The following is a 19,737-nucleotide window of genomic DNA, read 5'->3' as shown; positions in this document are numbered from 1 at the left end:
GTCAGGCGGCCAGCATCTGTTCGATCTTTTCGCGATTGAGGCCCTTTTCGCCGATAACGACGAGACGGCTGCGGCGCTCTTCGCCAACCGCCCACGGACGGTCGTAATAATGGTTGACCCGGCTGCCAACAGCCTGCACCTGCAAACGCATCGGTTTAGTGGAGACCTCAACGAAACCCTTGATGCGAAGCACGTTTTCCGCAGCCGCCGTCTCGGCAATGCGGGCCGCCAACGCTTCCGGATCGGCCACAGCCGGCAGATCGATAACGAAGCTGTCGAAATCGTCGTGTTCGTGGTCAAGCTCGCCATCATGGTGGGTGCGGCGGTTTTCGATATCCTCTTCCACCGCAAGGCCGAGGCCGATCAGTACGGCGGGGTCGATTGCGCCGTTCGAGGCGACGACGATCTTTGCCGCCCTTGGCAGATGCTCGAGAATATGAGCCTTCGCCTTTTCCAGACCGGCGCTGTCCAGAAGATCGGCCTTGGTCAGGACGATGAGGTCGGCGCAGGCGATCTGGTCTTCGAAAACCTCCTCGACCGGATCGTCGTGATCGAGCGCTTCATCGTTTGCGCGCTGGGCGGCGAGTGCTTCCATGTCATGCGCCACCTGACCCTCGGCAAGGGCAGCGCCATCCACAACGGCCACAACGGCGTCTACCGTCACGCGGCTCTTGATTGCGGGCCACTGGAAGGCCTGCACCAGCGGCTTCGGCAGCGCGAGGCCGGAGGTCTCGATGAGGATATGCTCCACCCTCGGCTGGCGGCTGAGGATCTGTTCGATCGCGGGCTGGAAATCATCGGCCACCGTGCAGCAGATGCAGCCATTGGCCAGTTCGACGATATTTTCCTCCGGGCAGCTTTCGATGCCGCAGCCCTTGAGGATGTCGCCATCGATGCCGATATCGCCGAATTCGTTGACGATGATGGCCAGCCGCTTACCATCAAGCTTTTCGAGAAGGCCGCGCAGCAGCGTGGTTTTTCCAGCCCCCAGAAAGCCGGTGACGATGGTGCAGGGAACGCGGTCCAGAACGGTGCTCATGATCTCTCCTCGGTAAAATCGAATGGGGGAATGCGCGCCACCATGCCGCGCTTCAATGTGTCGGGGCGGCCGCGCCAGGGCATCAGTCCATCGGGGGAAGCGGCCAGCATTCGCGCGCCGGTCAGCAGGTCTTCCGCATCGCCGGGCGTCAGCCCGCCAAAGATGTAGGACCAGCCGTCGGCACCGCGCAACACGGCGCTGAGGCCGCGTTTGCAATTGGCAAGGCAATTGACGGAGCGAACATCGATGCCGGATTGTTGCGCCTTCACAATGGCGGCTTCGGCAAGGATGGAGCCAGGGCGCGGGTCCGCATCGGGATCGGTGTCGTCGCGACAGCTTCGGCAGATAAAAACCACCACGCCGAGAGCCGTTTCGCCCTCCGCCTTGCCGTTCGGAAAAGAAGATGCCGCTGTAATATCCAAACCGTTTCGCTTTCCGCGCCTTTAAAAACTCATCGGGGTGCGGATGTCGAAAACGGCACGCTGAAAGGCGTAGCCATCAGTCAATTCGACCGACTGACCGGAGCACCCCGCCCGGCAGACGTTTTTTCCTGAAACGGCAGGTCTCCTGGCTTGCGGCTTTAAAACACCCTGCACCACCTTCCCGGATCTTTCTGTTGATCCAGTGGCTCACAGTGCGGGCATACCGCTTACAGTTGCGGGGGCAGCCACGGAATGACCCGGTATCGGGCGGAACCGTGTTCCCTCTTAGCTTTTCCCGTTACCGGGAAAAGACCGTCAGTCCTTCTACCCTTAGGCTGAACGGGCGTGGGGGTCAATGCTGCGGCCCTCCGGCTTGCGCATTGCCGGGTTCGGCAAATTGGGTATAGTCGCCGCTCCGAATGGCGGGGCATCCGGTCCCCATGCCGCTGGACGAGAAGGAAAACGCGATGACACGCGATATCAGCGAGAGCGAAGCCGAACGCCACCGGCAGAAAATGGTCAATCGCAAGACGGCCCAGGATGCCGAAGTTGCGGAAAAGACCATCGAAAAAGGTCTGCTGATGATCAATACCGGCCCCGGCAAAGGCAAATCCACGGCCGCTTTCGGCCTCGCTTTGCGCATGCTCGGCACCGGGCGGCGGGTCGGCGTGGTGCAATTCATCAAGGGCGCATGGTCGACCGGCGAACAACAGGCTCTGACCCTGTTTGGCGACAAGGTGGAATGGCGTACCATGGGTGAGGGTTTCACCTGGGACACGCAGGATCTGACACGCGATGTCGCGGCAGCCGCAAAGGCCTGGGAAGAAGCCAAAACCCTGATGGCCGACGAGACGATCGGCCTGTTGATCCTCGATGAATTGAACATCGCGCTGCGCTACGATTACCTGCCACTGGAAGAGGTCGTCGAAACGCTCTCCAGCCGTCGGCCCGATCTGCATGTCATCGTCACCGGCCGCAACGCCAAGCAACCGATGATCGACGCTGCCGACATGGTGACCGAAATGACCCTCGTCAAACATCACTTCAAGGCGGGCGTGAAAGCGCAGGCGGGGATAGAATTCTGACATGACTGCACGCGTGCTGATGTTTCAGGGGACCGGCTCGGATGTCGGCAAATCGCTGATGGTGGCCGGCCTTGCCCGCGCTTTCGTCAGGCGTGGCCTGTCCGTCATGCCGTTCAAGCCGCAGAACATGTCGAACAATGCAGCCGTCACCGCCGATGGCGGCGAGATCGGCCGGGCGCAGGCGCTGCAGGCGCGGGCAGCGGGCGTGCCGCTCTCGGTTCATATGAACCCTGTGCTCCTGAAGCCGCAGAGCGAAACCGGCGCTCAGGTGGTGGTTCAGGGGAAAATTCTCTGCAACGCGAAAGCTGCCGATTATCAGCACATGAAGGCCGGACTGATGCCGCGCGTGCTGGAAAGCTTCGAATACCTGAAAAAACAGGCCGATCTGGTGCTGGTGGAAGGGGCGGGCAGTGCTTCCGAAATCAACCTGCGCGCCAACGACATCGCCAATATGGGTTTCGCCCGCGCAGCCGATGCGCCCGTGATCCTGATCGGCGACATAGATCGGGGCGGTGTCATCGCCAGCCTCGTCGGCACCAAGACTGTGCTCGATCCCGACGATGCCGCGATGATAGAAGGTTTCATCGTCAACCGCTTTCGCGGCGATGCTGCGCTGTTTTCGGAGGGCATGCGGATGATTGCGGAAAAGACCGGCTGGACCTCCATCGGACTTCTGCCGCATTTTTCCGATGCCGCGAAACTGCCGGCGGAGGATGCTCTCGGGCTTTCCGGCCCAGCGCAAAAAAAATCCGGCGCGAAAATCCGCATCGCCGTGCCGATCCTGCCGCATATTTCCAATTTCGACGATCTCGATCCCCTCGACATGGAGCCGGATGTGGAACTGATCCGCGTGCGGCCGGGCGACACCATTCCCGCCGATTGCAGGCTGGTTCTGCTTTGCGGTTCGAAATCCACCATTGCCGATCTCGCCGTGCTGAAAAATGCGGGTCTCGACATCGATATCAAGGCGCATGTAAGACGTGGCGGCTACGTTCTCGGCCTCTGCGGTGGATACCAGATGCTGGGGAAAACCGTTGCCGATCCTGACGGCATCGAAGGGCCGCCAGCGACGGTCGATGGGCTTGGCCTGCTGGATGTGACGACGGTTTTGACCGGCGATAAGAGGCTTGTTTCCGTGCAGGGTAGAAGTTTCGACGGAATTCCTTTATCCGGCTATGAAATGCATGTCGGAGAAACCAAAAGCACGGTGGACGGCATTCCTTTTTCGACCATCGACGGACACGCAGACGGAACTATCTCGCCTGATGGCCGCATCTTCGGCACCTATATCCACGGTCTTTTCGCGGATGACCGCCAGCGCAGTGCATGGTTGGAGCGGCTTGGCGGGCAGGGCACAGAATTGAACTACGATGCACAGGTGGACGCCGTTCTTGACCGCCTCGCAGCGCATATGGAGAGCCATCTCGACCTCGACAGGCTGCTTTCTATAGCGCGATAAGCATCGCCAGCAACCCGAACAGGCCGATCAACAACAGGTCCGCAATGCGCGCCAGCCGGAGCGCCGTGCGGATATCCCCGGCGACCAGCGCCGATCTTCCCCCTTCGCCCATGAAGCGGGCCTCGATCATCTGCCCGCCATAGGAGCGCGGCCCGGCAAGCGCGAAGCCAAGTGCGCCAGCCAACGCCGCTTCCGGCCAACCCGCATTTGGGGAGCGGTGATGACGCGCATCGCGACGTATCGCGGCAATGGCCCCACTCGGCGAAGCGCCTTTCACAAAAAGCGCGGCGACCACGAAAAGACCACCGCTGAGCCTCGAGGCCGGTAGATTGACCAGATCGTCCAGCCGGGCCGACGCCCAACCGAAGGCCTCATGGCGTGGCGAGCGATGGCCGATCATGCTGTCGGCCGTATTGATCGCCTTGTAACCCGCACCGCCCGACAGCCCCAAAAGACCAAGCCACAGGGAAGGGGCGACGATGCCGTCGGAAAAATTCTCGGCCAGACTTTCGATCGCCGCCCGGCAGATCGCCGCCTCGTCCAACGCCTGCGGATCACGCCCGACGATCATCGAAACCGCCTTGCGGCCACCTTCCGCCCCGTCGCGCTCCAGCGCGATGGCGACGGCCTCCACATGCTGTTCCAGACTTTTTTGCGCCGGAAGTGACGCGCCGAGCACCGCAACAAGCAACAGACCGAAGGGGAAGAGGAGCAGAACCGATTGCGCGAACCACGCGAGAAACACCGTCAGTCCCACAAAAACCGCCAGCGCTGTCACGCCTGCCGCCTTTCGCTGCGAAAATGACGCACTCTCCCGGTTCCATTTTTTATCCAGCAGCGCGATAAGCGATCCGATCCAGGTGACGGGATGGCCAATGCGCTTATACAGCCAGTCCGGATAACCGGTCAGGCGTTCGATGACGAGCGACAGGAAAGCGAGAGCAAAGAACATGGGCGAAACAGTACCAGAAAAGGCGCAGGCTGCGATCCGTCACGGCGGCAATCTCGGCAAGGCGCGCCTGATGTTTCCTGAAGTGCCGGAACCTTGGATCGACCTTTCGACCGGGATCAATCCGCACTCCTACCCGCATTCGCCCGTTCCCGCCAGTGCATTTGCCCGCCTGCCGGAGCCTGATGACGCCGAAGAGTTGAAACGGCTCGCCGCCACAAGTTTCGGCGCACCATCCCTCCGACATATAACGCTATCCCCCGGCACGCAGATGCTGATGCCATTGCTGGCTCGCATCGCGCTCGAACGTGGCGCAAAAAGCGGTGCGGTGCTCTCCCCCGCCTATGCGGAACACGCCCGAACCGCCCGCATGGCCGGACTGACAGTGACCGAGGTAGAAAACATCAGTGATCTGTCGGCTCACGACTATGCAGTCGTGGTCAATCCCAATAACCCCGATGGCCGCGTCACGGATCGCAAAGCTTTAGTGTCGCTGGCCGAGGCCATGCGCCGTAGAGGCGGCCTGCTCGTCGTGGACGAAGCCTTTATCGAAACGGGAGGCGCTGAAAGCCTTGCGAATGCTGCCGGTCAGGATGCACTGGTCGTCCTGCGATCCTTCGGCAAGTTTTACGGTATGGCGGGCGTTCGGTTGGGTTTTGCAATTGCGCATCCCGACATCGCTGCGGAACTGGAGGCGAGGCTTGGGCCGTGGGCGGTTTCCGGCCCGGCGCTGCATATCGCGACGCAGGCTCTGGCGGACAGAGAGTGGCAATCATTCATGCGTCTCCGGCTTGCGGAAGAAGCGCGACGCATGAACGACCTGCTGGAAAAAGCGGGACTGGCGATTGCGGGCGGCACGAGCCTGTTTACCCTGGTGCGAGACCACCGCGCCGCCGGACTGTTCGATCACCTCGGTCGGCATGGTATTCTGGTGCGCATTTTTGATGAAAGGCCGAACGACATGCGTTTCGGCCTTCCCGCTGGCGAAGAGGACTGGCAGCGCCTCGAAGAAGCGCTGTCATCCTTTGTTCATTCCTCGAAGGTGTAGGTCTCGATCGACTCCGGCTTCATTTCGATGGAGAAACCCGGCAACTTCGGCGGCATGTAAGCGGCATTGCGGATATCGCAAGGCTCGATGAAGTGTTCGTGCAGATGGTCGACATATTCGATCACGCGGCCTTCCTTGGTGCCGGAAACCACCAGGTAGTCGATCATCGACAGATGCTGCACATATTCGCAAAGGCCGACGCCACCGGCATGCGGCCAGACCGGCAGGCCGTATTTGGCGGCAATCAGCAGAACCGCCAGCACTTCGTTCAGGCCGCCCATGCGGCAGCTGTCGATCTGCACCACATCGATCGCGCCTTCGGCGATGAACTGCTTGAACATGATGCGGTTCTGGCACATTTCGCCGGTCGCCACCTTCACGGAGCCGATAGCCGCGCGGATCTTGCGATGGCCGGCAATATCGTCGGGGCTGGTCGGCTCTTCGATGAAGAAGGGGTTGGCGAAGGCCAGCTTCTTGACCCAGTCGATCGCCTGATCCACTTCCCACACCTGATTGGCGTCGATCATCAGATAACGGTCGGGACCGATCACCTCGCGGGCGATGGTGAGACGGCGGATATCGTCTTCCAGATCGCGGCCGACCTTCATCTTCACATGGTTGAAACCTGCATCGATCGCTTCCTGGCAAAGGCGACGCAGCTTGGCGTCGTCATAACCGAGCCAGCCTGCGGACGTGGTATAGCAGGCATAGCCTTCGTTCTTCAGCGTCTCGACGCGTTCCTTTTTGCCGCTTTCGGCTTTTTTGAGGATCGCGAGCGCATCGTCCTTCGTCAGCACATCGGTCAGATAACGGTAATCGACGATGTCGGCGATTTCTTCCGGGGTCATATCGGCAACGAGCTGCCAGACGGGTTTGCCCGCCTTCTTGGCGAGTAGGTCCCACACCGCGTTGACGACAGCACCGGTGGCAAGATGCATCGCGCCCTTGTCCGGGCCGATCCAGCGCAGCTGGCTGTCGCTTGTCAGATGCCGCCAGTATTTGCCCGGGTTCTCGGTCACGGTGGCGAGATCGGTGCCGACCACCAGATGGCGCATCGCCTCGATGGCCATGCAGCAAATCTCGTTGCCACGGCCGATGGTGAAGGTCAGCCCGTGGCCTTTCAGTCCTGGCTCGTCAGTGTCTAGAATGACGTAAGCCGCTGAATAATCAGGGTCGGGGTTCATCGCATCCGAACCATCAAGGCTCTGGGAGGTCGGGAAGCGCAGGTCGAAAACACGCAGATCTGTAATTTTTGTCATGGCCGTTCACTCGCGGTCAGTGTGTATGGATATCGTTCAGTCGAGGTGGAATGTTTCTTCCATCATGGCCCACCACTCGCCTTCCTTGCGGCTTTCGAGCGGTTGCTGGCAGGGTATTGTGAAAGACCACCATTCCATGTTCTTCGGGCTTGCGGCCATCTTCGCCATATCGGCGCTGAAATCGCTGCCGTGATATTCCCAATATCCGAACAGCAGATTTTCCGGCTCACGCAGGAAGATCGTGTAATTGCGGATGTTGCAGTCGCTGATAAGCGCCAGAACCTCAGGCCAGACGGCGGCGTGCAGCCTTTTATATTCTGCGATCATTTCCGGCTTGACACCGATGACCATGCCCATGCGCTGCATGAAAAACTCCGTTATTGCTTGATGGTGGCGAGCGCCGCACGCAATTTCTGCTGCGGCAAATTCAATCCCAGACGTTCCGCCGCAGCGATGACCGGGACAAAACGGCGGCGTTTCTTTTCGTCGTGATTGCCGGCAATGTCGGCGAGCCGATGCGCGAGAAACGGGTTCATGAAACGCTCCCGCACCGCATGAATATAGACTTGTGCCTCGCTCCCCATGCCTTCCGCAGCAAAAACTGGCAGAACCTCATCACGCCAGAGCGTTTCCATATCCGCGACGAGAGCACCATCGGCCATTGCCTGCCGCACCGTCTCGTCTTTCGCACGGGCATCCTGCAACCAGCGCTCTGCCAGATAGGAATGGCCGAGATTGAGCAGGAACAGCTTCAGCTTTTCGTAGTGGTCGAGATCATCCGTCAGCACTATTGCCGGGTGGGTGCACGGAAGAACGAGACCTTCCTGCCTCTCGATTGCCCAGAGCGCATAGGGTTCGGCAACCGCACCGACCGGATCGATCGGCTCGGAGACGATGCGATCCACCAGACTATTGGCGAAACGGCATTTTTCATTCAGATAGAAGCCGAAACCCGCAGGCAGCTGCCACCCGTCGGCAAGCTGGCGAATGACTTCCTTCAATCGGTCGCCATTGCGCGGAACAAGCTCGCAGGGGAAGATCGAGAGGGGCGCTTCCGGATTGGTCTGAAAACGTTCCAGCAGTAACATGCAGAGCTTGGCCGGGAAACTCTTCGGCACGAGGCTGAAATCCGCCGCCAGGTCGGGACCGTCGGACGAATCCAGCTCATAACCGCGATCGCCCGTATTGGAGAGAATGACCTCGGCCACGCAGGCGATGCGCCGAACCTCGGCCCAGTCCGCAGCAGCCGTCAGCGCCAAAGCGACAGCCTTGCCCGGAATTTCCTCGTCCACCTCTTGCCCGTCGCGAATGCCGCGAATGCACACCGGATAGGGCGCGCCGCCGTTCAGCGCTGCTACGCGCTTCAGGCTTTTCGCATTGCCGGTCGTCTGGACGATGGCGATGCGCCCAAGGGCTTCGCCCTTATCCAGCGCTTGCGAAATAAACAGATCCGCATGCGCCAGAAGAAAGCGGCTGGTGCCGAATTGCAGGATGGGCGTCTCAGTCGTCATGCAACCTCCACCATGCCCTTGATGACTCCGGCTTTCGGATCGGTCAGTCCGGCGAATTTGGAAGGCACATCGGCAAGCGTCATGCGGTGAGTGATCAGCGCTTCCGGCACCTTGCCTTCCCGCAAGGCCTGCAACACCCGCTCGAAATCCTCCGGCGTGGCATTACGGCTGCCGAGCAGCGTGGTTTCGCGCTTGTGAAACTCCGGATCGTTGAAGGCGATATCGCTGGCGACGATGGAAACCAGCACATAGGAGCCGCCGTGGCCGACGAAGGAAAATCCGCGCTCCATGGCTTTCGGATTGCCGGTCGCATCGAAGACAGCATCGAAGAAATCGCCACCGGTAATCTCCGACAAACGGTCCTTGTCGCCCTCGCCGAGCGTCACCGTATGGGCGGCGCCGAGATGCTGCTTGCAGAAATCCAGTCGGTCGGTGCGCCCGTCGATCATCGTCACCTCACCGCCATCGAGAACGGCGAAAACCGCAACCGCCATGCCGATCGGACCGGCACCGACGATCAGGACATTCTGGCCTTTTTCCACCGATCCACGGCGCACGGCATGCGCACCGATCGCCAGAAATTCAGTCATTGCCGCCTGATCGAGGCTCAAGCCATCCGCCTTCAGCACGAATTTCTGCGGAACGCTCAGATATTCAACCATGCCGCCATCGCGATGAACGCCGAGCACACCGATATTGCGGCAGCAATTGCTCTTGCCCTTAAGGCAGGCACTGCATTCGCCGCAGGAAATATAGGGTATGACGGTAACGACATCGCCCGTCGATAGATGGCTGCCTTCCGGCGCCTCTTCCACCGTGCCGGAAAGCTCGTGGCCCATGATGCGCGGATAGGAAAGATAGGGCTGATTGCCGGTAAAAATATGCAGGTCCGTACCGCAGACGCCAATGCGACGGATACGCACCAGCACTTCACCTTCACCACGCGCGGGCTTCGGTAGTTCCTTGGAAACAAGTTGACCGGGGGTCTCGCAGAAAATCGCCAGCATGCATCACCTGTGGGAAAGGGAATAAAAACGAGCGGCGTTGCCGCCAAAGACTGCCGCATGGTCGTGCTCGGGCACGATATCGCGGCAGAAGTCCAGCCATTGCTGGTAGTCGCCAGCCAGCCGCAACACCGGCCAGTCGCTGCCGAAGATCACGCGTTCGCCGCCGAATAGTTCCAGAATGGTTTCGGCATAGGGCCGGACAGCTTCCGGTCTCTGCTCGCCACGCTCGGTCAACAGGCCGGACAGCTTGCAGTGGAGGTTGGGAAGGGCCGCCAGAGCCGACATGTCCCTGCGCCAGTCGCTATAGTGACCGGTAGCGATAAGCGGCTTGGCACCGTGATCGATGACAACAGGCAATTGCGGGTGTCGGCGCGCGAAGGCCAGAAGATGTGGCAGATGCGGCGGCAGGACCAGAGCATCAAACACCAGCCCGTGTTCCACCAGTGCATCCACGGCGGCATCGAGCGCCGGATCGTCGATCCAGGTAACATCCTCCAGACCTTGCAGCATCGGGCGCACGCCCTTGAAGGCCGAATGTTTTGCCCGGCTGGCGATTTCCGCCGCCGCGTCGGTGGACTTCATGTCCACCCAACCAACCACGCCCTTGATGAAACCGTTGCTATCCGCCAGATCCAGCATGAAATCCGTGTCGGCCGCACTTTCCATCGTCTGCACCAGCACCGTGCCGGAAACTCCAGCCGCCGCCAGCAGAGGCGACAGATCCTGCGGAAGAAAATCCCGGTAGATATCTGCGAGAGACGGCGGCGGCCACTGCCCAGCACGATCCTTCATCAGCCAGAAATGCTGGTGGGCATCGATGATCATCGCATCAGGCCTTTGTGCCAGGCACAGGCGCGCCTTCAGGAATCAGGCCGCGCTTTTGCAGCTCCGACCAGAATTCATCCGGAATAGCCTGTTCGAACCATTCGATGTTGGAGGTGAGCTGCTGCGCATTGCGCGCGCCCGACACGACGGTAACCGAAGCCGGATGCGCGAGCGGAAATTGCAGCGCAGCAGCCGGCAGCGACACGCCCAGCTCGTCGCACACGCCCTGCAATGCGTCCACGCGTGCAATGATGTCGGCAGGCGCATCGGCATAGTTGAATTTGCGGTTGCCCGCCAGAATGCCCGAATTGAAAACGCCGGCGGCAACGATGGCAACGCCGGTTTCAGCGCACCGGTTCATGAAGGCAAGGCTCTGCTGCTCCAGAAGCGTGTAACGGCCGGCGAGCATGGCAACGTCGATGTCGAAAACATCCATGGCGTCGCCGACGATTTCCCACTCGTTGACGCCGAGGCCGATAGCCCCCGTCGACCCTTCCTCGCGCAGCTTGCCGAGCGCCCGGAAGCCGCCGCCGGTGGTCAGCTGCTCCCAATAATGCTGCTGCTTTTCGCCATGCGTGAAGGAGCCGATATCGTGCACATAAAGAATATCCGGCTTCAGAATGCCGAGCCGCTGCTGGCTGGCCTCGAAGGAACGCAGGATACCGTCATAGGAATAATCATAAACCGGACGGAAGGGTAGCGGCGCAATATAGGCGTCCTCTTCCGGGCCAACTGTTTCGTCCGGAACCATGACGCGGCCGACCTTGGTGGAGAGCGTATACTCACCACGGTCATGCTCCGTCACCATTGTTCCAAGACGACGCTCCGAACGCGTGTAGCCGTAAAAAGGTGCGGTATCGAAATAGCGAATGCCGCTTTCCCATGCCTTGTCGAACGCGCCTTTGGATTCCTCATAGGGCGTGACGCGGTAGAGGTTACCCATCTGGGCGCAACCGAGGCCCATGACCGTGACGTCCACGGCGCGGCGTGGCAATTTACGTGTATCGGAGACTTTCATCGCAGGGGGCTTCCTGAATTTTTAGGTAGAGCGGACGGTCAAAACCATGTGTAGTTTGCCTGAAATACCGCGTCTCAGATTTGTGAGGCGCGCCGCCGCAAAGCGGCGCGCCATCATGCATTAATAGAGAACGTTCTTGGCTTCCGGCTTTTCGATATTGTCCTTGGTGACAACAACGACGCCCGTGTCGACGAACTTCTCGACCTTTTCCTTTTTGATGAGCTTGGAAACGGTTTCGATGCCCTTTTCACCCATCTGATAGGAACCCTGAACGACGATGCCGGTCAGCGTGCCGTCCTTGACGAAGCCCTGAAGGTCCTGGTTACCGTCAAAACCGATACCGATAACCTTGCCCGCCTTGCCGGTCTGGGCGAGCGCGCGGCCCACGCCGATGGCGGTGGGTTCGTTAGCTCCGAAGATGCCCTTCAGGTCGGAATTGGCGGCCAGAACGTCAGTGGTCTGGTTCAGCGCGGTTGCCATCTGCGACTGCGAATAGAACGGACCGACGATCTTAAGATTGGAATGCAGCTGGATATAATCGGTGAAACCGCCAACGCGGCCGATTTCCGAACCGGCGCCTGCGACATAGGACATGACGGCGATCTTGCCTTCCTTGCCCACCTTGTCGATCAGCGCCTGCGCAGCCAGTTCGCCGGCTTTCTTGTTATCGGTCGCCAGGAAGGACTGGTAATATTGCTCGGAACCCTTGGCGAGCTGCGAGTCGATCAGCACCACGGGAATGCGGGCTTCCCAGGCTTTCTTGACAGCCGGAACCAGCGCGTCAGGATCGGAAGGCGCAAGAACGATACCCGAAACCTTACGGTTTACGGCGTTTTCGACCATGTTGACCTGATCGGCGATGGCCGATTCGGAAGCCGGACCCTGGAAGGTCATGGTGTTGCCGGCAGAGTCCTTCATCGCCGCATCGGCGCCCTTCTGAACGTTCTGCCAGAAGGTGGAGTTGACGGTCTTGACGATGACGGCGATTTCACCGGCCTGCACGGTGGAGACGCTCCACAGCGCGATTGCGGATGTCAGAAGGGCGGTCGTAAGTTTGTTCATTTCTTCCTCCGTGATGTCGGCATACCGGGCCTCCCGTGCCGATCTTTTTTGCGGATAGGGTCCGCAGCCCTTGATCAGCGGCGGTTGCGCAACTGGTCGATCCAGACGGTGACCAGAATGACGAGGCCGATGATGATCTGTTGCGTGAAGGCGGATACGCCGTTCATGTTGAGACCGTTGCGCAGAATGCCTATGACGAAAGCGCCGATGGCGGTACCCGAAATCGTGCCGACGCCGCCGATGAGCGATGTGCCGCCGATAACGGCGCTGGCAATGGCGTCCAGCTCATACATCACGCCCTCGTTCGGCTGGGCGGTGACGAGGCGCGACATCAGCACGCAGCCCGTCAACCCGGCGAGCGTACCGGACAGGATGTAGGTGAAATTGGTGACGCGTGCGACGTTCACGCCGGAAAGGCGCGCAGCATCCGCGTTCGAACCGACAGCATAGATATGCCGGCCAAGGATCGAGCGGTTGAGCATGAAGGAAACGGCGAGCGCAATCACCACCATCAGGATGACGGGATAGGGGATGCCCGGAAACACCACATTCGGAAATCCGTCGTCGCCGATATTGACGATGCGGAAGAGAGCGCCGTTGCCGAGTTCGCCGAAGGATTCGCCGAGACCGGAAACGGCTCGCGCACCGGTAATCTGAAGCGCGACACCGCGGGCGATCAGCATCATGCCAAGCGTTGCGATGAAAGGCGGAAGCTTGAAACGCGTGACCATGAGGCCGTTGATGAGGCCGCAAAGCGAGCCCGTCAGAATGCCGAGCAACATACCGATCGGCACCGGCATGCCCAGTTCCTTCACCGCAAGTGCGGCAACGACACCGGCAAGCGCAAGCACGGAGCCAACGGAAAGGTCGATGCCGCCGGTAATGATGACGCAGGTCGCACCAATACCGAGAAGGGCGATGGAGGTCACCTGCAGCGCAATGGTCATGGCATTGTTGACGGAGAAAAAGGCGCTGCTGGTGGCGGAAAACACCATGACCAGCGCAACGAGACTGCCAAGAGCCGCAAACTTCTGGATGATGTCCTTCTGGCGTTCGCTAAAAGAGAAGCTTTTCTTGGGTTCTGCAATATTAGCCATGTCGTTCCTCACTGCGCAGTCCGGCCGTAACCGGACGCGTACCGCATGATTTCTTCTTGATTGGTCTTGGCGGTCTCAAGCACGCCCGTGATCCGGCCCTGGTGGAAAACGGCGATACGATCCGTCAACCCCAGAATTTCCGGCAGTTCCGAGCTGATGAGAATGACGCCGATACCCTGCGCGGCCAGCTCGTCCATGATCTTGTAGATCGCGAATTTTGCGCCGACATCGATGCCGCGTGTCGGCTCGTCGAAGAACAGCACGCGCGACTGCCGGAACAGCCATTTGCCGATGATGATTTTCTGCTGATTACCGCCCGAAAGCAGCCGTACCGTCTGTTCGATCGAGGGGGTACGGATATTCAGGAGATCGACATACCGTCTGGCGACATCGTCGTGTTTCTTGAAGTCGATCAGCCCGAAGCGGTTGGAAACCTCGCCGATATTTGCGAGCGTCGTATTGGCCGCAACCGACATCTTGATAGCAAGACCGTCACTTTTGCGGTCTTCCGAGAGGTAGGCGATGCCTTCCCTGATGGCGTCCTGCGGTGAACTGATTGAAAGTTCGCGTCCGTTGAAAACGACCTTGCCCGCATCCAGAGGATCGGCGCCGAAGATTGCCCGCGCGACTTCCGTTCGGCCCGCACCCATAAGCCCGGCAAAACCGAGAATCTCACCGCGCCGCAGCGAGAAGCCGACATCATGGAACACGCCGGTGCGCGTCAGCCCTTCGACGGAGAAAATAATGTCTTCCGTAGGGCGCGAAGTACGCTCGGGGAACTTATCCTCCAGCGAACGCCCGACCATGCGCGTGACGATATCGTCAACGGTGATCGACGCAAAATCGTCGGTCGAAATATAGCGTCCATCGCGCAGAACCGTCACCCGGTCGACGATCTCAGCCATTTCATCGAGACGGTGGGAAATATAGACGATGCCGACGCCCGACGCCTTGAGATCGCGGATCACCTTGAACAGCAGCCGCGTTTCCTGCTCGGTCAGCGAGGAGGTCGGCTCGTCCATGATGAGGACTTCCGCATCAAGAGACAGTGCCTTGGCGATTTCCACCATCTGGCACTGGGCGACCGAGAGACCGCGAACGATCTGGTCTGGGTCGATATCGACCCCCAGCCGATCGAGACAGCGCTTGGCGTCGAGGCGCAGTTTCTTGCGGTCGACGAGGAAGCCACGGCGCGGCTCACGCGCAAGATAGATGTTTTCGGCGACGGAAAGATGCGGAACGAGGTTGAGTTCCTGATGGATGATGGCGATGCCGGCGGCTTCGGATTCCAGCGGCGATGCATATTGCACCTTGACGCCCTTATGCAGGATGGTTCCTTCGCTCGGCTGGTACACGCCACTGATGATCTTCATCAGCGTCGATTTTCCGGCACCGTTCTCGCCGCAGACGGCATGAACCTCGCCGCTGCGCAGATCGAAATGCACATTCGACAACGCTTTGACGCCCGGAAATTCCTTGCTGATGTTTTCAAGACGCAGGAGGCCAGAAACTTGGCCGCGCGCCATCTCCTCAGGCGAAAAATCGCCTCGAATTGTCGATGCGCCCTGCGACATCAAGAAACCTCCACCCGCGCTCCCCGCTCCACCGGGGGCAATATTGAGCCAAATGGTTAGGCCGGTTTTTTAAAATGGTCAAGCCAATTAGGCCAAAATTTGAATCAGGGTTCTAAAAGCTAAAGAAGCACTTTGAAACGAAATTCACAAAAACGTTGCAAATTCTTATATTTAAGTAATTTCTTGCGTATTGATACGCTAGGCGGTACGGTAAGGCCAAATACAGACAGCAGACAAGGTTCGTCAGAAAACACATGAATGGTCAGGCCAAAATAGCGGAACCACGCAGGCTCTATCAGCAGATAGCGGACCAGATACGCGAGTTGATCGATCTGGGCGAGTTCCTGCCGGGAGCGCGGCTTCCTGCCGAACGGGAACTGGCGCAGAAGCTTGGAGTTTCAAGGCCGTCATTGCGCGAGGCGCTGATTGCGCTTGAAATCGATAATACTGTCGAAATTCGCATGGGTTCTGGCGTCTATGTATCCACCGAGGTTCTTCAAACAACCCATAACACCAAATCTCTGGGCGACAGCCCGTCCGAACTGATGCAGGCGCGTGCAGCGCTGGAGGGCGCGACAATCGTGCTGGCGGCAAGCCGCATGACCGATGAGACGATCGCAAGCCTTCGCCAGATCCTGAATACGATGCAAGGGGAAATCGAGGCTGGACGCAAGCCTCTCGATCAGGACCGGCTTTTTCACGTCACCATCGCCGAGCAATCCGGTAACAGCGTTCTGGCGCGGCTGGTGATGAACCTTTTCGATGAACGGCACAGCCCCATTTCGGCGCAATTGCGCGTGAAATTCGAGGATCGCGATACCTGGACCCAGGCCCTCCAGGAGCATGAAGCCATTCTGGCGGCACTGGACCTGAAAGATCCGCTGCTGGCGCAGGCGGCCATGCATACCCATCTGGAAGGCTCCAAGAGACGCTGGGTAGACGGTTAAATTCAAAACATAGCAGGCAATGTACCGGGAGGAGGAAAACCCGTGAGTGAGAATTCCGAGGCGACCATTTTGCTGAACGCCAACGACAATGTCGCGGTGGCGCGCCGGTCCATTCCGGCCGGTGGTGCGACGGGCAGAGGCGATCTGACGGCCCGGGAACTGATCGGGCGCGGCCACAAGGTGGCCCTGACGTTCATCAGATCCGGAGACGAAGTCCTGAAATACGGGCAGGTGATCGGCATCGCCACACAGGATATCGAACCCGGACGGCATGTGCATTTGCACAATCTTGCCATGGTGCCCTCTGAACACGCGCATCAGTTCAGCGTCGATATCGAGGAAAAAGGCATGCTGCCCGAAGGCGCTCGCCGGACCTTCATGGGTTTTGACCGGGGTCTCGGCGGCGTGGGCACGCGCAACTACATCGGCGTCATCGCTTCCGTGAACTGTTCCGCCACCGTATCGCGTTACATCGCCGATTATTTCAACAAACAGGGTGGTCTGGACGGTTTCGACAATGTCGATGGCGTCGTGGCGCTGACCCATGGCGGTGGCTGCGCGCTCAATACCAAATCGGAAGGTTACCGTCTTCTGATCCGCACCATTCAGGGTTATGCCCGCCATCCGAATTTCGGCGGCATCCTGCTGATCGGCCTCGGCTGCGAAACCAACCAGATCGCCCCCATCCTCGAACATTACAAGATGGAGGAAGGCGAGCGCCTACGCACCATGACGATCCAGCAGCATGGCGGCACGCGCAAGACGATCGATGCCGCCATTACCGAGATCAAGGCGATGCTGCCGATAGTCAACGCCGCCCAGCGCACCGAACAGCCGCTTTCGAAATTGAAGGTAGCACTGGAATGCGGCGGTTCGGATGGTTATTCCGGCATATCCGCAAACCCGGCATTGGGTTATGCCTCCGACCTCATTGTCTGCAACGGCGGCACGACGGTTCTTGCCGAAACGCCCGAGATTTACGGCGCCGAACACCTGCTAACGAAGCGGGCCATCACACCTGCGGTTGCCGAGAAGCTGTTGCAGCGCATCGACTGGTGGCGGGATTACACCGCCCGCAACGGCGACGAGCTGAACAACAACCCTTCCCATGGCAACAAGCTCGGCGGCCTGACCACCATTCTGGAAAAATCGCTCGGCGCGGTGGCGAAGGGCGGCTCGATGCCGCTGAAAGCCGTCTACGAATTCGCCGAAACCGTTACCGAACAGGGCTTCGTCTTCATGGATACGCCCGGCTACGACCCCGTCGCCGTGACCGGCCAGGTCGCCGGCGGTTGCAATGTCATCTGTTTCACCACCGGCCGCGGCTCCGTCTCGGGCTTCAAGCCCGCGCCCTGCATCAAGATCGCCACCAATTCCGAAATGTACGAACACATGAAGGAAGACATGGACCTCAACTGCGGTGAGATCGTCACCGGAGCGGAAACCATCGAGGAATCCGGCAAAAAAATCTTCGAACACATTCTGGCGGTGGCCTCTGGCGACAAGACCGTCAGCGAGATTTACGACTACGGCGACAACGAATTCGTGCCGTGGCAGGTGGGTGCCGTGACCTGAACCTGGAGCATTTCCAGTAAAAGTACACAGCGATTTTAAGCCCGGAAAATGTGAAGAACAAAATCCACGTTGTCCCACGTGAAACAAAAGGCCCGGAAATCGCTTCCGGGCCTTTTCAATTTGTCTGTGACGTTCCTGCTCAGTGGCGGAAGTGACGCATTCCGGTAAAGACCATCGTCACATTATACTCGTTGGCCGCATCGATCACGTCCTGATCGCGCATGGAACCGCCAGGTTGGATAACTGCGGTGGCGCCTGCGGCGATCGCGGCAAGCAAACCATCGGCAAACGGATAAAACGCTTCCGAAGCCACAGCGGAGCCGCGCGTCAACGGCTCGCTCAGGCCGAGCGCCTTGGCCGCATCTTCCGCCTTCTGGGCGGCGATCCGGGCGGAATCTACCCGGCTCATCTGGCCCGCACCGATACCCACCGTCTGGCCGTCCTTAGCATAGATGACCGCATTGGACTTCACATGCTTGGCGATCTTGAAGGCGAATTTCATGTCTTCAAGTTCCTGCGGCGTCGGCGCACGCTTGGTGACAACCTTCAGTTCCAGATCCTCGACCATGCCGTTGTCGCGGCTTTGAACGAGCAAACCGCCGGAGACCGTCTTGGCCGTAATGCCGGCCGCGCGCGGATCGGGCAGGCCACCGGCCGCCAGCAGGCGCAGGTTAGGTTTGCGAGCGATAATGGCCTTGGCTTCTTCCGTAACATCCGGTGCGATGATGACTTCCGTGAAGAGCTTGACGATCTCTTCCGCCGTTTCCGCGTCGAGCGTGCGGTTCAGGGCGATGACGCCGCCGAAGGCCGAAACGGAATCGCAAGCCAGCGCCCGCCGATAAGCTTCGGCAAGCGTGGGACCTGTCGCGACACCGCAGGGATTGGCGTGTTTGATGATCGCAACGGCCGGCGCATTTTCCGGCAGGAACTCCGCCACCAGCTCGTAGGCCGCATCCGTATCGTTGATGTTATTGTAGGAAAGCTGCTTGCCCTGGAGAAGCGTCGCCGTTGCGACGCCGGGGCGCTTCTCGCCTGTCAGATAAAAACCTGCGCTCTGGTGCGGGTTCTCGCCATAACGCATCTTTTCCTTCAGTGCACCGCCGATAGCGCGATAATGTGGCGTCTCGATCGCAAGCGCCTGCGCAAACCAGTTGGAGATCACTGCATCATATGCAGCCGTCCGGGCATAGGCCTTGGCGGCAAATGTCTGGCGGAGCGCGTAGGAAGTCTGACCGTCATCGGCCTGCAGGGCTTCGACGAGGGCAGGATAGTCCGACGGGTCTGTGACAACAGTGACATAGGCATGGTTCTTGGCAGAAGCGCGGATCATCGCCGGGCCGCCAATGTCGATATTCTCGACAGTCGTGGGATAGTCGCCACCCTTGGCGCGAACTTCCTCGAAGGGATACAGATTGATGACGGAGAGATCGATCGCCTCGATACCGTGAGCCTTCATCGCCTCGACGTGATCCGCATCATCCCGGATAGCCAGAAGCCCACCATGCACGTTGGGATGCAGGGTCTTGACGCGGCCGTCCATGATTTCCGGAAAGTTGGTCACATCGGAAACATCCGTCACCGGCAATCCCGCATCTGCGATGGCCTTTGCCGTTCCGCCCGTCGACAGAAGCTTGACACCAAGCTTGGAAAGAACCGTCGCCAGCTCGATGATATCCGTTTTATCGGACACCGAAAGAAGAGCCGTGCGGATTTTGACCTTATCGGGAGCGGGGATTTTTTTGGAAACGACAGCCATCAGGCATACTCCGTTCTACGGGGAGGACAGGCTGGACTGGGATTGATCCAGCAATTGCCGCCGCGTTAACACAGCTTACCTGATTAATAAACAGCGTGGATGCG

The 19,737-nt window shown here is 59.4% G+C and carries 18 protein-coding genes and 1 riboswitch; of the genes, 5 read left to right on the top strand and 13 right to left on the bottom strand.

Going from position 1 to position 19,737, the window contains the following annotated elements; translation table 11 throughout:
• Position 1: 1 nt before the first annotated feature.
• On the bottom strand, positions 2 to 1,039 hold the full coding sequence (gene cobW / locus RS75_RS08705; RefSeq protein WP_045019322.1) for a cobalamin biosynthesis protein CobW: 1,038 nt from the start codon (positions 1,037 to 1,039) through the stop codon (positions 2 to 4).
• Positions 1,036 to 1,461 carry a DUF1636 family protein gene (locus tag RS75_RS08700; RefSeq protein ID WP_045019320.1) on the bottom strand — a complete coding sequence of 142 codons (426 nt, stop codon included), beginning with the start codon at positions 1,459 to 1,461 and terminating at the stop codon, positions 1,036 to 1,038. The genes cobW and RS75_RS08700 overlap by 4 nt, the downstream gene beginning before the upstream one ends.
• A 118-nt stretch (positions 1,462 to 1,579) precedes the next feature.
• Positions 1,580 to 1,790, bottom strand: a riboswitch (cobalamin riboswitch).
• 138 nt (positions 1,791 to 1,928) lie between these two features.
• Between RS75_RS08700 and cobO the strand changes: the two genes are divergently transcribed.
• A complete protein-coding gene (gene cobO, locus RS75_RS08695; protein WP_045019840.1) occupies positions 1,929 to 2,546 on the top strand; it encodes a cob(I)yrinic acid a,c-diamide adenosyltransferase in 618 nt (205 codons plus the stop codon).
• Position 2,547: 1 nt separating this feature from the next.
• Positions 2,548 to 4,005 carry a cobyric acid synthase gene (locus RS75_RS08690; protein WP_045019318.1) on the top strand — a complete coding sequence of 486 codons (1,458 nt, stop codon included), beginning with the start codon at positions 2,548 to 2,550 and terminating at the stop codon, positions 4,003 to 4,005.
• Here the strand turns inward: RS75_RS08690 and cbiB are convergent.
• Positions 3,992 to 4,957, bottom strand: a complete 966-nt coding sequence (cbiB, locus tag RS75_RS08685) for an adenosylcobinamide-phosphate synthase CbiB (protein ID WP_045019316.1) — start codon at positions 4,955 to 4,957, stop codon at positions 3,992 to 3,994. The genes RS75_RS08690 and cbiB overlap by 14 nt on opposite strands.
• Between cbiB and cobD the strand changes: the two genes are divergently transcribed.
• Positions 4,956 to 6,002 (top strand): threonine-phosphate decarboxylase CobD, encoded by a 1,047-nt coding sequence (gene cobD / locus RS75_RS08680; protein ID WP_045019314.1) that lies wholly within the window; start codon positions 4,956 to 4,958, stop codon positions 6,000 to 6,002. The two genes, cbiB and cobD, sit on opposite strands and share 2 nt — an antisense overlap.
• Here the strand turns inward: cobD and RS75_RS08675 are convergent.
• The 9 genes from RS75_RS08675 to RS75_RS08635 form a co-directional block, all read right to left on the bottom strand.
• Entirely contained in the window at positions 5,984 to 7,261 is a 1,278-nt protein-coding gene (locus RS75_RS08675; RefSeq protein WP_045019312.1) for an L-fuconate dehydratase, read from the bottom strand. The two genes, cobD and RS75_RS08675, sit on opposite strands and share 19 nt — an antisense overlap.
• Positions 7,262 to 7,297: 36 nt before the next feature.
• Complete coding sequence (locus tag RS75_RS08670; protein WP_045019310.1) at positions 7,298 to 7,627, bottom strand: L-rhamnose mutarotase; 330 nt, start codon at positions 7,625 to 7,627, stop codon at positions 7,298 to 7,300.
• Between the two features lie 11 nt (positions 7,628 to 7,638).
• Positions 7,639 to 8,772 carry a mannitol dehydrogenase family protein gene (locus tag RS75_RS08665; RefSeq protein ID WP_045019308.1) on the bottom strand — a complete coding sequence of 378 codons (1,134 nt, stop codon included), beginning with the start codon at positions 8,770 to 8,772 and terminating at the stop codon, positions 7,639 to 7,641.
• On the bottom strand, positions 8,769 to 9,779 hold the full coding sequence (locus tag RS75_RS08660) for a zinc-binding alcohol dehydrogenase family protein (protein ID WP_045019306.1): 1,011 nt from the start codon (positions 9,777 to 9,779) through the stop codon (positions 8,769 to 8,771). Before RS75_RS08660 ends, RS75_RS08665 begins: the two co-directional genes overlap by 4 nt.
• Before the next feature lie 3 nt (positions 9,780 to 9,782).
• Positions 9,783 to 10,604, bottom strand: a complete 822-nt coding sequence (locus tag RS75_RS08655; protein ID WP_045019304.1) for an amidohydrolase family protein — start codon at positions 10,602 to 10,604, stop codon at positions 9,783 to 9,785.
• Positions 10,605 to 10,608: 4 nt separating this feature from the next.
• The gene (locus tag RS75_RS08650; protein ID WP_045019302.1) at positions 10,609 to 11,622 is read right to left on the bottom strand and encodes an aldo/keto reductase; all 1,014 of its coding nucleotides are present in this window, start codon (positions 11,620 to 11,622) and stop codon (positions 10,609 to 10,611) included.
• A gap of 120 nt (positions 11,623 to 11,742) precedes the next feature.
• Complete coding sequence (locus tag RS75_RS08645) at positions 11,743 to 12,684, bottom strand: ABC transporter substrate-binding protein (protein ID WP_045019300.1); 942 nt, start codon at positions 12,682 to 12,684, stop codon at positions 11,743 to 11,745.
• Positions 12,685 to 12,758: 74 nt separating this feature from the next.
• Positions 12,759 to 13,781, bottom strand: coding sequence for an ABC transporter permease (locus tag RS75_RS08640; protein ID WP_045019299.1), 1,023 nt, complete (start codon positions 13,779 to 13,781; stop codon positions 12,759 to 12,761).
• An 8-nt stretch (positions 13,782 to 13,789) separates the two neighbouring features.
• On the bottom strand, positions 13,790 to 15,355 hold the full coding sequence (locus tag RS75_RS08635; RefSeq protein ID WP_162484798.1) for a sugar ABC transporter ATP-binding protein: 1,566 nt from the start codon (positions 15,353 to 15,355) through the stop codon (positions 13,790 to 13,792).
• A 254-nt stretch (positions 15,356 to 15,609) separates the two neighbouring features.
• Between RS75_RS08635 and RS75_RS08630 the strand changes: the two genes are divergently transcribed.
• Positions 15,610 to 16,302: a FadR/GntR family transcriptional regulator gene (locus tag RS75_RS08630; protein WP_045019298.1), complete on the top strand. Its 693-nt coding sequence runs from the start codon at positions 15,610 to 15,612 to the stop codon at positions 16,300 to 16,302.
• Positions 16,303 to 16,344: 42 nt separating this feature from the next.
• Positions 16,345 to 17,877 (top strand): UxaA family hydrolase, encoded by a 1,533-nt coding sequence (locus tag RS75_RS08625; RefSeq protein ID WP_045019297.1) that lies wholly within the window; start codon positions 16,345 to 16,347, stop codon positions 17,875 to 17,877.
• Between the two features lie 139 nt (positions 17,878 to 18,016).
• On the opposite strand, the gene purH is transcribed toward RS75_RS08625, so the two are convergent.
• Entirely contained in the window at positions 18,017 to 19,633 is a 1,617-nt protein-coding gene (gene purH, locus RS75_RS08620; RefSeq protein ID WP_045019296.1) for a bifunctional phosphoribosylaminoimidazolecarboxamide formyltransferase/IMP cyclohydrolase, read from the bottom strand.
• Positions 19,634 to 19,737 lie beyond the last annotated feature (104 nt).

The sequence above is a fragment of the Rhizobium nepotum 39/7 genome (assembly GCF_000949865.1).
Lineage (GTDB): Bacteria > Pseudomonadota > Alphaproteobacteria > Rhizobiales > Rhizobiaceae > Agrobacterium > Agrobacterium nepotum.
This window is presented reverse-complemented; position numbering and strand designations above follow the sequence as displayed.

Excerpts from the sequence above, each read along its gene's own strand:
- cobW (WP_045019322.1), bottom strand. The coding sequence starts at position 1,039 with ATGAGCACCGTTCTGGACCGCGTTCCCTGCACCATCGTCACCGGCTTT.
- cobO (WP_045019840.1), top strand. The coding sequence starts at position 1,929 with ATGACACGCGATATCAGCGAGAGCGAAGCCGAACGCCACCGGCAGAAA.
- RS75_RS08690 (WP_045019318.1), top strand. The coding sequence starts at position 2,548 with ATGACTGCACGCGTGCTGATGTTTCAGGGGACCGGCTCGGATGTCGGC.
- cobD (WP_045019314.1), top strand. The coding sequence starts at position 4,956 with ATGGGCGAAACAGTACCAGAAAAGGCGCAGGCTGCGATCCGTCACGGC.
- cbiB (WP_045019316.1), bottom strand. The coding sequence starts at position 4,957 with ATGTTCTTTGCTCTCGCTTTCCTGTCGCTCGTCATCGAACGCCTGACC.
- RS75_RS08675 (WP_045019312.1), bottom strand. The coding sequence starts at position 7,261 with ATGACAAAAATTACAGATCTGCGTGTTTTCGACCTGCGCTTCCCGACC.
- RS75_RS08670 (WP_045019310.1), bottom strand. The coding sequence starts at position 7,627 with ATGCAGCGCATGGGCATGGTCATCGGTGTCAAGCCGGAAATGATCGCA.
- RS75_RS08665 (WP_045019308.1), bottom strand. The coding sequence starts at position 8,772 with ATGACGACTGAGACGCCCATCCTGCAATTCGGCACCAGCCGCTTTCTT.
- RS75_RS08660 (WP_045019306.1), bottom strand. The coding sequence starts at position 9,779 with ATGCTGGCGATTTTCTGCGAGACCCCCGGTCAACTTGTTTCCAAGGAA.
- RS75_RS08655 (WP_045019304.1), bottom strand. The coding sequence starts at position 10,604 with ATGATCATCGATGCCCACCAGCATTTCTGGCTGATGAAGGATCGTGCT.
- RS75_RS08650 (WP_045019302.1), bottom strand. The coding sequence starts at position 11,622 with ATGAAAGTCTCCGATACACGTAAATTGCCACGCCGCGCCGTGGACGTC.
- RS75_RS08645 (WP_045019300.1), bottom strand. The coding sequence starts at position 12,684 with ATGAACAAACTTACGACCGCCCTTCTGACATCCGCAATCGCGCTGTGG.
- RS75_RS08640 (WP_045019299.1), bottom strand. The coding sequence starts at position 13,781 with ATGGCTAATATTGCAGAACCCAAGAAAAGCTTCTCTTTTAGCGAACGC.
- RS75_RS08635 (WP_162484798.1), bottom strand. The coding sequence starts at position 15,355 with ATGTCGCAGGGCGCATCGACAATTCGAGGCGATTTTTCGCCTGAGGAG.
- RS75_RS08630 (WP_045019298.1), top strand. The coding sequence starts at position 15,610 with ATGAATGGTCAGGCCAAAATAGCGGAACCACGCAGGCTCTATCAGCAG.
- purH (WP_045019296.1), bottom strand. The coding sequence starts at position 19,633 with ATGGCTGTCGTTTCCAAAAAAATCCCCGCTCCCGATAAGGTCAAAATC.